The organism is Mycobacterium kiyosense, assembly GCA_021654635.1.
Taxonomy (GTDB): domain Bacteria; phylum Actinomycetota; class Actinomycetes; order Mycobacteriales; family Mycobacteriaceae; genus Mycobacterium; species Mycobacterium kiyosense.
Window position 1 is genome coordinate 3,124,840 of the sequence record AP025179.1, and the last position, 13,850, is coordinate 3,138,689.

12 protein-coding genes and 3 pseudogenes are annotated in these 13,850 nt (G+C 66.8%); 7 read left to right on the forward strand and 8 right to left on the reverse strand.

The genetic code is table 11. The features are described 5' to 3' along the window. Positions 1-6: 6 nt before the first annotated feature. Both L6444_RS14795 and L6444_RS14800 read right to left on the reverse strand, forming a co-directional pair. Positions 7-837: an enoyl-CoA hydratase-related protein gene (locus L6444_RS14795; RefSeq protein ID WP_236983696.1), complete on the reverse strand. Its 831-nt coding sequence runs from the start codon at positions 835-837 to the stop codon at positions 7-9. A gap of 31 nt (positions 838-868) precedes the next feature. After that, positions 869-2,032 carry an acyl-CoA dehydrogenase family protein gene (locus tag L6444_RS14800; protein ID WP_236983697.1) on the reverse strand — a complete coding sequence of 388 codons (1,164 nt, stop codon included), beginning with the start codon at positions 2,030-2,032 and terminating at the stop codon, positions 869-871. 113 nt (positions 2,033-2,145) lie between these two features. On the opposite strand from L6444_RS14800, the gene L6444_RS14805 reads away from it, so the two are divergent. Next, the gene (locus tag L6444_RS14805; protein WP_236983698.1) at positions 2,146-2,748 is read left to right on the forward strand and encodes a TetR/AcrR family transcriptional regulator; all 603 of its coding nucleotides are present in this window, start codon (positions 2,146-2,148) and stop codon (positions 2,746-2,748) included. A gap of 3 nt (positions 2,749-2,751) precedes the next feature. Here the strand turns inward: L6444_RS14805 and L6444_RS14810 are convergent. Continuing rightward, positions 2,752-3,298 (reverse strand): annotated as a pseudogene (locus L6444_RS14810) (class I SAM-dependent methyltransferase). Positions 3,299-3,314: 16 nt separating this feature from the next. After that, entirely contained in the window at positions 3,315-4,409 is a 1,095-nt protein-coding gene (locus tag L6444_RS14815; RefSeq protein WP_236983699.1) for an NAD-dependent epimerase/dehydratase family protein, read from the reverse strand. A gap of 184 nt (positions 4,410-4,593) precedes the next feature. Between L6444_RS14815 and L6444_RS14820 the strand changes: the two genes are divergently transcribed. After that, entirely contained in the window at positions 4,594-5,205 is a 612-nt protein-coding gene (locus L6444_RS14820; RefSeq protein WP_370652819.1) for a TetR/AcrR family transcriptional regulator, read from the forward strand. A 19-nt stretch (positions 5,206-5,224) separates the two neighbouring features. Here the strand turns inward: L6444_RS14820 and L6444_RS14825 are convergent. Further along, positions 5,225-6,596 (reverse strand): annotated as a pseudogene (locus L6444_RS14825) (HNH endonuclease signature motif containing protein). Between the two features lie 80 nt (positions 6,597-6,676). Further along, positions 6,677-7,903 carry a hypothetical protein gene (locus L6444_RS14830; protein WP_236983700.1) on the reverse strand — a complete coding sequence of 409 codons (1,227 nt, stop codon included), beginning with the start codon at positions 7,901-7,903 and terminating at the stop codon, positions 6,677-6,679. A gap of 439 nt (positions 7,904-8,342) precedes the next feature. On the opposite strand from L6444_RS14830, the gene L6444_RS14835 reads away from it, so the two are divergent. From L6444_RS14835 to L6444_RS14855, 5 genes and pseudogenes are all read left to right on the forward strand, one after another. After that, a complete protein-coding gene (locus L6444_RS14835) occupies positions 8,343-8,750 on the forward strand; it encodes a hypothetical protein (RefSeq protein WP_236984152.1) in 408 nt (135 codons plus the stop codon). Positions 8,751-8,818: 68 nt separating this feature from the next. After that, a pseudogene (locus L6444_RS14840) lies at positions 8,819-10,013 on the forward strand (cytochrome P450). Then, positions 10,010-10,201, forward strand: a complete 192-nt coding sequence (locus tag L6444_RS14845) for a ferredoxin (protein WP_236983701.1) — start codon at positions 10,010-10,012, stop codon at positions 10,199-10,201. Before L6444_RS14840 ends, L6444_RS14845 begins: the two are co-directional and overlap by 4 nt. A 42-nt stretch (positions 10,202-10,243) precedes the next feature. Next, positions 10,244-11,032, forward strand: coding sequence for a heavy metal-binding domain-containing protein (locus L6444_RS14850; protein WP_236983702.1), 789 nt, complete (start codon positions 10,244-10,246; stop codon positions 11,030-11,032). After that, positions 11,032-11,415: a DUF5073 family protein gene (locus L6444_RS14855; protein WP_236983703.1), complete on the forward strand. Its 384-nt coding sequence runs from the start codon at positions 11,032-11,034 to the stop codon at positions 11,413-11,415. Before L6444_RS14850 ends, L6444_RS14855 begins: the two co-directional genes overlap by 1 nt. Here the strand turns inward: L6444_RS14855 and L6444_RS14860 are convergent. Further along, positions 11,412-12,815, reverse strand: a complete 1,404-nt coding sequence (locus L6444_RS14860) for a WS/DGAT/MGAT family O-acyltransferase (protein ID WP_236983704.1) — start codon at positions 12,813-12,815, stop codon at positions 11,412-11,414. The two genes, L6444_RS14855 and L6444_RS14860, sit on opposite strands and share 4 nt — an antisense overlap. A 154-nt stretch (positions 12,816-12,969) precedes the next feature. After that, positions 12,970-13,845, reverse strand: coding sequence for an SDR family NAD(P)-dependent oxidoreductase (locus tag L6444_RS14865; protein WP_236983705.1), 876 nt, complete (start codon positions 13,843-13,845; stop codon positions 12,970-12,972). Positions 13,846-13,850: the final 5 nt, after the last annotated feature.

The following is a 13,850-nucleotide window of genomic DNA, read 5'->3' on the forward strand; positions in this document are numbered from 1 at the left end:
GCAGCGCTACTCGTCGCGGTCGACGAAATCCCGCGGCTTCATCCCCGACTGCATGAGTTCGGCACGGCGGGCCTGCACGTCGCTGGCGGCGCCGACCATGTTGGTCAGGATGTGGCTGACCTGCAGGTGCACCCGCATGCCCATCAATTCCCACGCCCGCTTCACGTTGCTCTTCACCGCCATCAGCGTGGTGAGCGGGATCTGCGCGATCTTGCGCGCCATCTCCTCCACGGTGTCTTCGAGGTCCTCGCGCGGCACCACCCGGTTGAGCAGCCCCCAGTCCAGGGCTTGCTGGGCCGACAGCGTGGGAGCCAGCAGCAGCCAGTCCATGGTGCGGTGCCAGTTCATCATCAGCCAGGGCTCGATCATGGTGTGACCGCCGGGCTCGCCGAGGCTTTGGGCAAGTGGCATCTGGAAATACGCGTCCTCGGAGGCGACGCAGAAGTCGGTCAGCAGGCCGAGGTAGATGCCGCCGCCCATGCAGTAACCGTGAATCTGGGAGATGGTCGGCTTCGGGAACTCCCAGAGATAGAGCGTCGGCCACAGGAACAGGTCCGCGGTGCCCTTGTAGAGGTCTTCGAACGTGTCACCGAAGTCTGGATAAGGGTTTTCGTCGGGGCCCCAGCGGGCGACATGTCCACCGCAGAAGCCTTTGCCGTTGGCTTTGAGGATGACGACTTTGATTTCTTTGTCGCGGTCCGCCTCGCGCAGGCACGTGTCGACTTCGGTCACCAGCACCGCGTCCTTGGTGTTGGCCTTGTCGACCCGGTTGAGGATGATCCGCGCGATCGGTGGTTCGCGCTCGTAGATGACCGCTTCGAGGACGCGACGCTCCATTGCGGTGACACTACCGGATTTCGGTGTCGACTCACAGGGAGCGACTGATGATTTCCTTCATGATTTCGCTTGTGCCGCCGTAGATCTTGTTCACCCGGGCCGCCGCGTAGGCGCGTGCGATCGGGTATTCCATCATGTACCCGTAGCCGCCGAAGAACTGCACGCACCGGTCGACGACCTCGACCGCCTTGTCCGCCGCGATCAGCTTGGCCATCGATGCCGTCGCGGGATGGTTGTTGCCGTCGATGTACTGCTGGATGCAGTAGTCGACGGTGGTCTTGATCGACAACGTCTCGGCCTTGAGTTCGGCGAGTTCAAACCTGTTGTGCTGAAACTTGATCAGCGTACGTCCGAAGGCTTCGCGCTGTTTGGTGTAGGCGATGGCTTCCAGCACGGCTGCCTCGGCCATGCCCGCGCAGACGGCGGCGATGATCAGGCGCTCCCGGGCCAACTGTTCCATCAGCTGGAAAAAACCCAGACCCTCGTTGTCTCCCAGCAGGTTCGCGGTGGGGACGCGCATGTCCGAGAAGAACAGTTCACGGGTGTCCTGGCCGTGCTGGCCGACTTTCTCCAGCACCCGGCCCCGCTCGAAGCCGGCCAAGTCGTCGCTGGTTTCGGCGACGATCAGCGAGATGCCGCCGGCCCCCTGGGCCGGATCGGTCTTGGCGACGATGACCAGCAGGTCACAGTGAGTTCCGTTGGAGATGAACGTCTTTGACCCGTTGATCACGTAGTGTTCGCCGTCGCGCACCGCGGTGGTGCGTACCGCCTGCAGGTCGGATCCGGTGCCGGGCTCGGTCATCGCGATGGCCAATACGTTGTCGCCGCTGATGATTCCGGGTAGCCACCGCTCTTTCTGCGTTTGGTCGCCGTAGCTGGCGATGTAGTGCGCCACGATCGGCGAGTGCACGATCCAGCCGGAGGCACTGTCGTGCGCCAGCGCCATTTCTTCTGCCACCACCGCCGAATGGCCGAAGTCGCCGCCGGTCCCGCCATATCGTTCGGGCAGGTCGAGACCCAGTAGTCCGGCGTCGCCCAGCTTGTTCCAGAACTCACGATCGACCTGGTGCTGGCGGGCCCACCGCTCCTGGTTGGGAGTGGACTCCTTGCGCAGGAACGCGGCCGCGTGTTTGCGCAGTTCTCGGTGTTGATCGGTCTCCCAACTGGCCCGGTAGGCGGGAAAGAGTTCGGACACGTTGCCTCACCTTCGCGCGGCGAAAGGTCGGCCACCGCGGCCGGCCCCAGAGTTTCGCCGCTGACGGTACAAATGTACCGTGTACTAGTCAAACGACCAGGAAGCCCCCGGCTATGACCCACCCACCGCCCCACCCGCGGGCGACCGAACAGGACCTGACCGCCAAGGCACGCATCCGTAACACCGCCCTGGACATGTACGCCCAGTACGGCGCGGACCGGGTCTCCTTACGCGCAGTCGCTGCCGAGGCCGGCGTCACGCTCGGGCTCGTCCAGCATCACTTCAAGACCAAAGCGGGCCTGCGCGATGCGGTCGACCAGCTCGTGGTGGACCATTTCGCGCTGGCCATCGCCGAAGTCTCCGCGCACGACGACCCTGCGGAGTTGGCGGCCGCGCGTGACGAAGCGGTGCGACGCATGCTGATCGCCAATCCGGTTGTGGTGAGCTACATCCGGCGTTCGGTGCTCGAATCTTCTGCTGACCGTATGCATCTGCTGGATGTGCTGGTCGACCTCACCCGCAGCGAGGTCGTGGGCTTGCGGGAAGCGGGTCTGGCATCCACCCGGCGCCGGGAGGCGACGCAGGTCGTCGCCGTGTTGGTGCGGCAACTGGGCGAGTTGCTGCTGCAGCCGCTGGTCGATGCCACATGGGAGCGGGTCGCGCGTCGCGGCGACGGTCCAACGCCGCAGTTGTCGGTGACCCTCCGGGAAACCTGAGCGTCAGCGACGTGCCACCAACCACGCTGTTCCGTCGCCCTCGCCGGCCGCCAGCAGGTCCAGTTCGGCGAATGCGGCGGTCAGTTCACCCGGCCTGGCCCGGAATGGCCCCGGCGCGGCGTCCACCTCGCTGAGGGTGGCGATCGCCAGCACACCTCCCGGCGCCAGTCGATCGATCAGCGCCCGGTCCAGGCGGCTATCGCGAAACCTGTGGCACAGGATCAGCTGGACGGGTTCGCCGGGTGGCAGACCGTCGTCGAGGTCGACGACGTCGAATCGGCAGCGGTCGCCAACGTTGTTGTGCTGAGCCAGCTCTCGCGCCAGGCCGATGGCGACCGCGGAGATATCCAGTCCCCAGACGTACAGCCCCCGGCGGGCCAGCCACACCGAGTCCTGGCCGCGGCCGCAAGCCAGGTCCAGCGCCTGCCCGGCGGTCGGCAGCAGGTTCATATGGGGGGGCAAGGAAACCCGGCGCCTGGGGAAGCTCGTCCGGTACCGGGTCGAGCCGCGTATAGCGCTCGTCCCACCGGCGCCGGTCTTGTTCGGCCATCGGGGTGCTGCTCGAGCTAAGGGCGCAGCGACACGGAATCCGCTGACTCCGAGGGTGCCGGATCGCCGAAGCGCCGCGCGATTGCGCGCATGGGATCTGCTGTGGCGCCGGGGAATCCGCGGTAGGGGGACTTCCGCCGCAGGTACCAGCGCACCAGCGGAGCGGCGAGCCGCAACGGGAACCGCAGCCAGCCCACCTTGGCACGCGTCTCGGCCAGCAGCTGCGGTAACGAATGATGTTGGAATGCAAGAACTTTCTGAGCAGGTTCGGTGTCGATCCAGTCGGTGGCGTACCAGGACAGGTCGTCGTCGGGATCACCGGGCCGCCCGGGCGGGATGGCGCCGGGCAGACCCATGGCCGCGGCGTATTCCACACCGATTCTGGCCTGGGTGATCCGGTGGGTGCGGTCGCCGCCGATCAGGAAGACCTCGCGGACCCGGTCGGTACGGGTCGCAGCGCTGAACGCGTGCGCGACGTCGCGCACGTCGACGGTGTGAATCCTTCCGTCGCAAGGCAATACCGCCTCGAAGAACACCAGGTCGCGGTCGATCTCGAAGCGCGGCTGCGCGGTGAGCACCCCGCCGAGGCGCAACACCACCCAGTCCAGGTCCGACGAGGTCACGCACTGCTCAGCCAAAGCCTTGTGTTGGCCATAGAGGTCGGTGGGATGCAGCGGGGTCGACGCGGTTAACAACGAGTCGCCGCGGTGGGGATTGCGCGCACCGTAGACCGCGATGCTGGATGCCTGCACGAATCGGGGCGGCGTCGGCATCTGTTCGGCGGCCCTGACCAAGGTCGCGGTGGCCGCCACGTTGACGGCGTATGCGAGCTGCCGACGCGCGTAACAGAACGGCGGGATGATCGCGGCCAGATGGATGACGACGGTGGGGGCGGCCGTCTCGAGCAGTGCCTTAACGTCCGACGGTGAAGTGAGGTCGGCCCAGCTGACCTGCACCGACGGATGCGCAGTGAGTTCCCGCGCGCGTTTGCGGTGCGCGGGCGCGTCGAGGTCGGTGGCAACGACGCTGCGGCCTTCGCCGGCCAACTGGGCCACCACCGCGGACCCGACGAGTCCGAACGCTCCGGTCACCAGCACACGATCGTCGGCCACGTCCGATCCCTCCCGCAAATTTCTGGACAGCTGTCTGTTATCTTCTCGCGACGCTATCGGCATTGTCGCCATCCGGCAAGGTTGGCCAGGGTCGCCGATTGCTTACCTGACGTGGTTCTGGCCTGATCAGAACGTATTTGTCGGCTAGTTGTGGCTGACAGTCGTCCTTTCCTACACTGGACGGGTGTCTAGAGACGCGGCGCTGCCGACGACCGGTCATGTCGGCGCCGCGGGCCAAGGAGCGGCAGCTCGCCGGTCGGATCGGCGGCCGGGGCAGACGATTCGCAAAGTCCTCGACGCCGGCCTGGAGGAATTGCGGGAATCCTCGTATGCCGACCTGACGATGCGCGCGGTGGCGCAGCGCGCGGGTGTGTCACCGGCCAGCGCCTATACCTACTTTTCGTCGAAAAGCGCTCTGGTTGCGGCGGTCTACCTGCGGTTGTTGCGTGAGCTGCCGCTGCACACCGACGTCAACGACACCACCAAGACGCGGGTGAGCGCGACCATGCGGGACATGGCGCTGGTGGTTGCCGACGAGCCCGAACTCACCGCCGGCTGCGGAGCGGCCCTGATGGCCGACGACCCCGCCGTTGCGCCGTTGCGTCAACAGATCGCCGAGGAGGTATCGCGGCGGATCGGTGCCGCGCTGGGGCCCGGTTGGCCGCGTTCGGTGAAGTCCACGCTGCAGATGACTTTCGCGGGCGCGCTGATGACCGCCCGCTTCCTCACCTACCAGGAGGTCGCCGGTCAACTCGACGAAGCGGTCAATCTCATCCTGGGCGCATCGGTCGCCTGAGGCGTCACACCCCGGGCCGCTAGGGGTCGTCCTCGGGTTTGGGGTCGGGTTGCAGTGGTCGTTCGGGGTGGTGCATGCAGTTGGTGCGGGGTTGGCCGTGGTCGAGGTGTTCGGGGGGATCCATTCGGTGAGGCCGTGGGCGTTGCGGCGGGTGATGTAGTTGCGCAGTTCGACCAAGCGGTTGTCGGGTCCGCAGGCCAGGGTGAGTTCGTCGATGTGGGTGCGTTGTGTGGCGAACCAGCCTTCGAGGTGGTGGACCTGGGTCCAGTAGCCGGGCACGGTGCAGCCCGGTTTGGTGCAGCCGCGGTCTTGCCCAGCAGGACCAGGCGTTGTTCGGGGGTGGCCAGGCGTTTGCCGTGGTAGAGGGCCAGGGTTTTGTCGTGGTCGAAGACGGCCAGGTAGTGGTGCGCGCGGGCGGCCAGGCCGATCACGTCGGTCATGGGCAGCAGGGTGCCACCGGCGGTCAGGGCGCGGCCGGCGCCGGCTTCGAGTTCGGCCAGGGTGGTGGTCACGATGAGGGTGGTGGGCAGGCCGTGGTGTTGGCCGAGTGTGCCGGACTGCAGCAGGACGCGCAGGGCGCCCATCAGGGCGTCGTGGGTGCGCTGCTCGGCGGTGCGGGTGTCGCGGTCCACGGCGTCTTGGGCGGCGCGCCCGTCGAGGATGGGGTGGTCGTCGTCGGGGTTGGCCATGCCGGGGGCGGCGAGTTTGGCCAGCACCGGTTCGACGGTGGCGCGGCATTGGGGGGTCAGCCAGCCGCTGATCTTGGTCATTCCGTCGGGTTGCTGGGCGGCCCAGGGTGATGCCGCGTTTGCGGGTGTGTTCGGGTTCGTCGGGCCTAAAGTCGCCGTCGGGTTTGAGGCAGTCTTTGTAGACCTGGGCGTAGTCGGCGAGTTGGTCGGGGCGATACCCCCCGGCGATCAACGCCAGTTTGGCTTCGGCTTCGGCGCGGGCAGGCGCATCGACGGTGTCGGGCAGCTTGTTGAAGAACCCCTGAATGATGTTGACGTGCTCGGCCCCGATCAGCCCGTCGCGTTGGGCGGCCGCGGTCTGGGGCAGCGCCGGGCCCAGCGGCTGGCCGGTGATCGCCCGGCGCGGCCCCAGATCGGCGGCCTGGGTGATGCGTTGGTTGGCGTCACTTTTGTTGATCCGCAACCGATTCGACAACGCCTGGGCCAGGGTGCCGCACAGCTCAGCATTGGTGGCCGCCGCGAGAGTTGGTTGATCACCGCATGCCCGGGCACCGCCAGCTTGCGCACGATGCGTTCCACCCGGTCGATCACACCCAGCAGCTCCGCAGTGGTCGAGGCCTCAAAGCTCAACTCACACAAGCGATCCGCCTCGCCATCGAGCCCCCATCGAGCCCGTCGAGCACCGCGGCGATCTCCCCACACGTGCTCGACGACATACCCGAATTCTACGAAGACCCACCGACAACAACCGCCCCTGCAAGGTCGGGACGGACTGCCGCGCGTTACACCGGGGTCAGGGGCAACGACTTGCGCGGCTGAAAGACGAACGTCGACCCGCCACTGAACTTGGTGACCGCGACCTCGGAGAATTCCTTTGCCGCCGTGTCGGTTTCGATCACAATCGCGGTCCAGTCCGTCGGCGTGCCGCTGACTTCGACGCTCAGATGCGGGTCGACCGCGGCCACGATCGCCTGCAACGGCTCGATGGAGCTTGGCGAGACCAGCGCCGGCCACGCGTCGTCCTCGTGGGCCGGTGACGGGTGCAGGTGCATCCGGTCGGCTTCGAAGTCAGCCGACACATACGCGGCGGGATTGAACAACGGGTGCAATTCCAGCACCCGGACCGCACCCTCGACGCCGGCCGGCAGGTCCAGCGCCCGGTGGATCCGCTCGGCCGCCAGGCCCGCCACCCCGATCGCCTGCTTGGTGGCTATCGAGCGGGTGAGCTCCGCGTCGTCGCCGGCGTGCTCGTTCACCGCGAGGACGAACGAGAGGTGCAGCAGGTGCATCTGCAGGCACACCTCGTCGGCGAGGCGCACCAGCGCCGAATGCGAGAACGCGCCGAAATCGAAGTCGGACACCAGCGGGCCGGAGTAGTCGGACTGCCCCGGCTCGGTTTCGTCGATGTCGTCCAGTTCAGTCGTGGCGGCCCGGGTCCGGCCGACGATGTCGAGGGCGGGGATGAAACCGACCTCCGGGTGGGAGTCGTCGATGATCACCGTCCAGGCGCAGTGCGGGTTGCGGTCGGAGGGTACCCGGGGCGGCCGGTGAATCGGCCGGACCTGGGCCTTGCGGTTGGTGGCCAGTGCGGTGGCGTCGAACGTGGGGTCCTCGATGTCGTGGCACATGCCACGCACGTACTCTTCGCCCATCGGTTCCACATCCAGCAGTGCCCCGCAGTGGTCGAGGTGGAACTCGCCGTGCCAGCGATCGTGCACGGTGTAGCGAAAGTCCATGAACTGCGGTGGAGCACCGATGTCGAGCTGCAGGCCTTTGAAGATGGTGACCACGTCGTCGCCCTCGAAGCGCAGCGCGCGCTGCATGCGTTTGGTGTACAGCGGGCTGGCGCCGGCCCATTCGTCGATGGCGATCTGCAACATGGCCGGCCGGCCGAATTGCTGGATGCACCAGGCCATTCCGGAGCGGTCGATCATCTGGCCGATCAACAGCAGCTCCGGTACCAGGGTGGCGAGCTGGTCCCGGCTGAGGCCGGCGTACCTGCTGGTCATGGAAGGTCCTCCGAGTGGCGACACCGTCGCGGCGCACGGCTCAAGCGGGCTGCCAATGCCGTCGATTATGGACACGTGTCTGGTTTCGTCTTGAACTTTAGTCCTTCGTCCAGCCTCGGGCAAGGACGCCATACCGCAAGCAAGAACGGTCTCGACAGCTCGAGTTCATGACGCGGGATTGGTCTCTCGAGAGGAGATAACGATCGGCAAACCGGACAATGCTGGACAGGTGTCCATCGCCGCTGGCGGGTCGGCCGGCTCGACGGATGTCCAGGAGCCCATCCCTCTCGAGTACAGCGGCGGGTTCGCCGCACCGCAATCAGTTGATCCGCTCCCCCGCGTCGGCGATCCTCGACACAACGTCGTGGGCAAAGGAGGGCCGGCCGTGGCTGGTGTGGGACAGATCGCGCTCAACAGTGCACCGATCCTCGGTGGCGTCATGCTGGCCGTGGCGGCCGGCCAATTCCGCGGCCCGGACTTTCGCGGCCTGATCAAACAGGACATGGACCTGCTCGACCGCCTCCCCCCGGAGGCGACCCGAAGACGAGCCGAACTTCAGCGCACCATCGACGCCCGCATCGACGACCTGGTGGAGGCGACGGACCGGGGCCGTCGACTGCGTCAGGCCGCGGCGACGTATCAGGGCAACTGGCGCGACGTCGTGCTGCTGATCTGCGTACTGCTGTTCACGGTCATCTGGTGGGACGTCAACCACAGTCGTGCCAATTGGCTGCCGACCTTCGTCCTGCTGATCGTGCTGTCGGTGGTAACGGCCGTTTACGCCCTGCGCGGAGCGGTGCACGCCGCATCGGCATTCCTGCACCGGCGACAGCAACCACACCCATAACTTCCCTAACTTACGTATTTTTGCAACAAAGGATTGCCCACCGCTCGGCGCGGTGCCAGTCTGGCTACATGACTGAAGCCGAATCCTTCGTCGACCAGGCCGTGGTGGGTCTCGCCGAGCCGCAACCTATGTACAAGGCGCTGCGGGAGTCGGCGCCGGTGTTCCGGTCGCCGCAGGCGGTGGTGCTCAGCCGGCTGTCGGATATCGAGATGGCACTCAAGCGCACCGACCTGTTCTCGTCGAACATGGACGCGGTGGATCTCGGCAACCTGCGGCCGCTGATCCCGCTGCAGATCGACCCGCCCGACCATGCCAAGTACCGGCGCGTCCTCGACCCGCTGTTCACCCCGCGCGAGATGGCCCGCCGGGAACCTCAGGTGAGCGCGCTGGTCAACGAGATGATCGACGCCTTCGCCGAGCGCGGCGCGTGCGATTTCCACGCCGAGTTCGCGGTGCCGTTGCCGTGCACGGTGTTCCTGCAGCTGTTAGGTCTGCCGCTGGAAGACCTGGACAAGTTCCTGGAGTGGAAGGACGGCGTCATCCGCCCGGAGGGCAGCACCGACTGGGATGATCGGCATTCGGCCTCGGCCCCGGTGGCCCAGCAGATTTACGAGTATTTCGACCGCGCGATCGACGACCACATCGCGAACCCCCCGCGACGACGTGCTGTCCGCGCTGATCGCGACGCACTTCAAGGGCGAGGACGCAGCGGCCCAGGAGAAGCTGTCCCGCGAGGAGTTGCTCGACATCTGCTTTCTGTTCCTGATCGCCGGGCTGGACACGGTCACCGATTCGCTGGACTGCTTTTTCGTCTATCTGGCGCGCCACCCGGAGCACCGCCACCAGCTCGTCGAGCAGCCGGACATCCTGCCGCATGCGGTCGAGGAGTTGTTGCGTTGGGAGACACCGGTTCCCGGGGTGGTGCGGATAGCGATGCAGGACGTCGAGGTCGGGGGCTGTCCGATCAGCAAGGGCGAGCGGGTCAGCCCCTTGCTGGGCGCCGCCAACACCGACCCGGCCGAATTCCCCGACCCCGAACTGGTGGACTTCGCTCGCAGCCCGAACCGTCACCGGGCGTTCGGCGGCGGCCCGCACCGCTGCCTCGGATCCCACCTGGCCCGGATGGAGCTGCGGGTGGCACTACGCGAATTCCACCGGCGCATACCGGATTACGAGATTCCACCCGGCACCGAACTGAAGAACACTGCCGCGCTGCGCTCGGTGGAGGCGCTGCCGCTGACCTTCGCCCCGACGCAGCGATGAAGCACGTCACCGTCGACCCCGACCGGTGTGTGGGCCACGGCCGCTGCTACTCACTGGCGCCCGACGTTTACGACTGCGACGACCTCGGCCACTCCGTCGTGCTCGTCGCCCAAGTGTCCGGCGAACTCGAGCAACACGCGCTCACAGGAGCCCGGGATTGTCCGGAGGACGCGATCACCGTGACGTAAGGCTCGGTACGCTGACGCAAACCACAGGAGGGACGTCCGCACATGGAGCCAAACGCGCTCGATCCGGTAGCCAGCGAACGCTTGTCGCACGCGTCGAAGTCGTGGACGTCGGACTTGTCGATCAACGAGTTCGCGCTGCTGCACGGCGCCGGGTTCGAACCGATCGAGTTGGTGATGGGGGTTTCGGTCTATCACGTCGGCTACCAGTTCACCGGCATGCGCCAGCAGCAGGAACTGGGCGTGCTCACCGAGGCGACCTATCGGGCGCGCTGGAACGCGATGGCGCGTATGCAGGCCGAAGCCGACGCCCTGCACGCCGACGGAATCGTCGGGGTGCGGCTCAATTGGCGCCATCACGGCGAGGGCGGCGAGCACCTGGAGTTCATGGCGGTGGGCACCGCGGTCCGTTACACCGAGAAGCCGGGCGCCTTCCGTCGCCCCAACGGGCAGGCGTTCACCAGTCACCTGTCCGGTCAGGACATGGTGACGCTGCTGCGCTCCGGGCACACCCCGGTGGCATTCGTGATGGGCAACTGCGTATTTCACATCGCCGTGCAGGGTTTCATGCAGACGCTCAAGCAGATGGGCCGCAACATGGAAATGCCGCAGTGGACGCAGGGCAACTATCAGGCGCGTGAGCTGGCGATGTCGCGTATGCAGACCGAGGCGGAGCGCGACGGCGGCACCGGCGTTGTCGGCGTGCACTTCGCCGTTTCGAACTACGCGTGGGGTCACCACACCGTGGAGTTCTACACCGCGGGAACAGCGGTGCGGCGCACCGGAACCGGTGAGACCATCAAACCCACCTTCGTGCTGCCGATGGACAACTGATGCTCGAATTCGATCCCGACCGCGTCAGTCGAACCATCGCCGGCGCGCTGTCGGGGCCCGGCGGTGTGGCGCTGGTGGTCCGGATTTTCGCCGGCCTCCCCGGCGTGGTGCACACGCCGGCCAAGCGCGGATTCTTCTCCTCCAATCCGGAGCGCATCCAGATCGGCGACTGGCGCTACGAAGTGGCCCGCGACGGCCGGCTGCGGGCCGGGCACATCGTCAACGGCATCGTGATCGCCGAGGACACCCTGCTGGCCGACGCCGTCGGACCGCACATCGCCCGCGCGCTCGGCCAGATCGTGGCCCGCTACGGCGCCCCCGTCATCCCGAATGTCAACGCAGCCGTCGAGGCGCTGGCGACCGGCACCGGCAACTGGTCTTAATCCTCCGCAGCGGCGCTGCGCTGCACCCGATCGCTGCACACCAGCAGCTCCTTGAGCGCATCGGGAAACGCGTCGGCCATCCCCCACAATTCCGGCAACAGGTCGGGGCAGGAGATGATGCCGATGCCCAGCGCCCCGTTGAGCGACATCACGGTGATGTTGAGTCCCGCACCGCCGAGCAGCGGACCCAGCGGGTACATCGACTCGAGTCCGCAACCCAGGAAATACAACTTGTCCTGCGGCCCGGGCACGTTCGACAAGATCATGTTGTAAACGGGACTGGTACTCAACGGAATTCGCGGCAGGATGCGCATCGCCGCGCCGAACATCGTCTGCCCACCGAACTCGGTCCAGTCGTGCAGCAGGCTGGGCCCCATGGCCGCGGTGTGCTCCTTGGCGGCGGCGTTGCCCGCCGCAATGGCGTGGAGGCGCTCGACGGGGTCGCTGATGTGAATGGCCAGCCGGCAGAACATCCACGTGGTCTGGTTGCGCCCGGGCCGGTCGGATTTGTCGCGCACCGACACCGGCACAGTTGCCACCAGCGGCGTATCCGGCAGCGCGTCGCGTTCGAGCAGGTATCGCCGCAACACCCCGGCACACAGCGCCACCACCACGTCGTTGACCGTCACCCCGAACGCGTTCTTGACCCGTTTGACGTCGCGCATGTCGAGTTGGGTGTAGGCGACGTTGCGCTGCCGCGTCAGCGGACCGTTGAACGGAGTCGTGGGCGCACTGAACGGAGCCGCCATGGTACGGCCGTCCCGGGCGCGCAACGCCGTCTGAGCCAGGGTCACCAGTGTCGCGGGCACCACGGTCGCCAGGCGCAGCGGCCGTTTCACGACGTTCAGCAACCCGGTTGCCGCGATCCGCAGGGTGCTCGCCCGCCCCGCACCGGTGACCGGTTCGGGCACCGGCGCGTCGGGCTGCCGGCCGCACAGCTGGGCCAGCAGGTTTGCCCCGGCCACCCCGTCGACCACCGCGTGATGCACCTTGAGCAGCACCGTCAGGCAATGCTCCCGAGCCCCTCCCTCGATCACCCACATCTCCCACAGCGGGTGGTCGCGGTCCAGCGGCAGTGCCGCGATATGCCCGCAGATCTCGGCCAGTTCACGGCGGCCGCCCGGCGCGGGCACGGCGACGCGGTGCAGGTGGCGCCGCAACTTGAAGTCTTCGTCGTCGACCCACACCGGATGGTCGGGGTTGAATTGGCTGTCGGCGAGTTTCATCCGGAACTCCGGGACAGCCCGGACGTGTTGGGCGAGCAGGGCCCGTAGCCGGCCGTAGTTGTAGCCACCCGGCATGGTCGACGAGTCCAATTCCAGCACGCAGCACACATTCAACGGCTGCGTCGGCGTCTCCATGTAGAGAAAAAATGCGTCTATTCCGCTTAAACGTTCCATTGGCCGCCTACCTGAGTTGTTGGCGTGCAAGGTGTTTCGAAATCAGGATCCCCGGCTCCCCGTCGAGCGCAAAATCCCCCGGTACCTCATTACCCGCCTGCTCATGCGGGTAAACCTGGAATGCATCGGGTTCGCATAGCCGAGCCGCAGCCGATCAACCGCCGATCAGCGCGTGCAACTCGGCCACCGACCACGGGTCGCTGTCGTGGTGGTCGCGGTAGCCCAGCAACTTCGGGGTCGGCCGGTCGTAGCGTCCGACGAAACCGCCTGCGGCAACCAGGATTTGACCGGTGACGTCGCGGGCCAGGTCGCTGGCCAGGTAGGCGTAGACCGGTGCCACGTACTCCGCGGGCGCGGCGTCCAGCGATGCGCGCATCGTCAGCTCGTCGAGCAATCCACGCCGATGCAGATCCGCGATGTGCCGCTCATACTCCGGCCCGGTGGACAGCCGCGTCTTGGCTCCGGGGCACACCACATTGGCCCGCACCCCGTCGGCCTTGAGCTCCGCGGCGATCGCCATCGTCAACGCGTTGACGGCGCCCTTGCCAGCGGGATAGCCGGTGCCGCCGTAGTCGCCGAGAAACGCCGCCGAACCGGTGTTGATGATCGCGCCGTGACCCTGCGCCACCATGACCGGCGCGGCCAGGCGGCAGGTGTGGAACACCGTACCCAGATGCGATCCGATCAGGTGGTCGAACTCCTGCGTCGTGATCCGCAATATCGACGACCGCGGCGGTTCGGCGATCCCAGCGCAGTTGACCAGGATGTCGAGCCGCCCGAATCCGTTCGCGCACTCCCCGATCAGCGCCGCCGCGACGCGCTCGTCGTCGGCCGCGCCGATCACCGCACTGGCCTGCCCCCCGGCGTTCGTCAGCGCGGCAACGGTTCCCTGCACCACCTCCGGGTCTCGGCCGTTGACCACAACGAAAGCGCCCAGGCCGCAAAGCAACTCAGCAACGGCCCGTCCGATGCCGCGGCTGCCGCCGACGACCACCGCACCTCGACCCGCCAGCAACCGGTCACCGCTCATGGCAA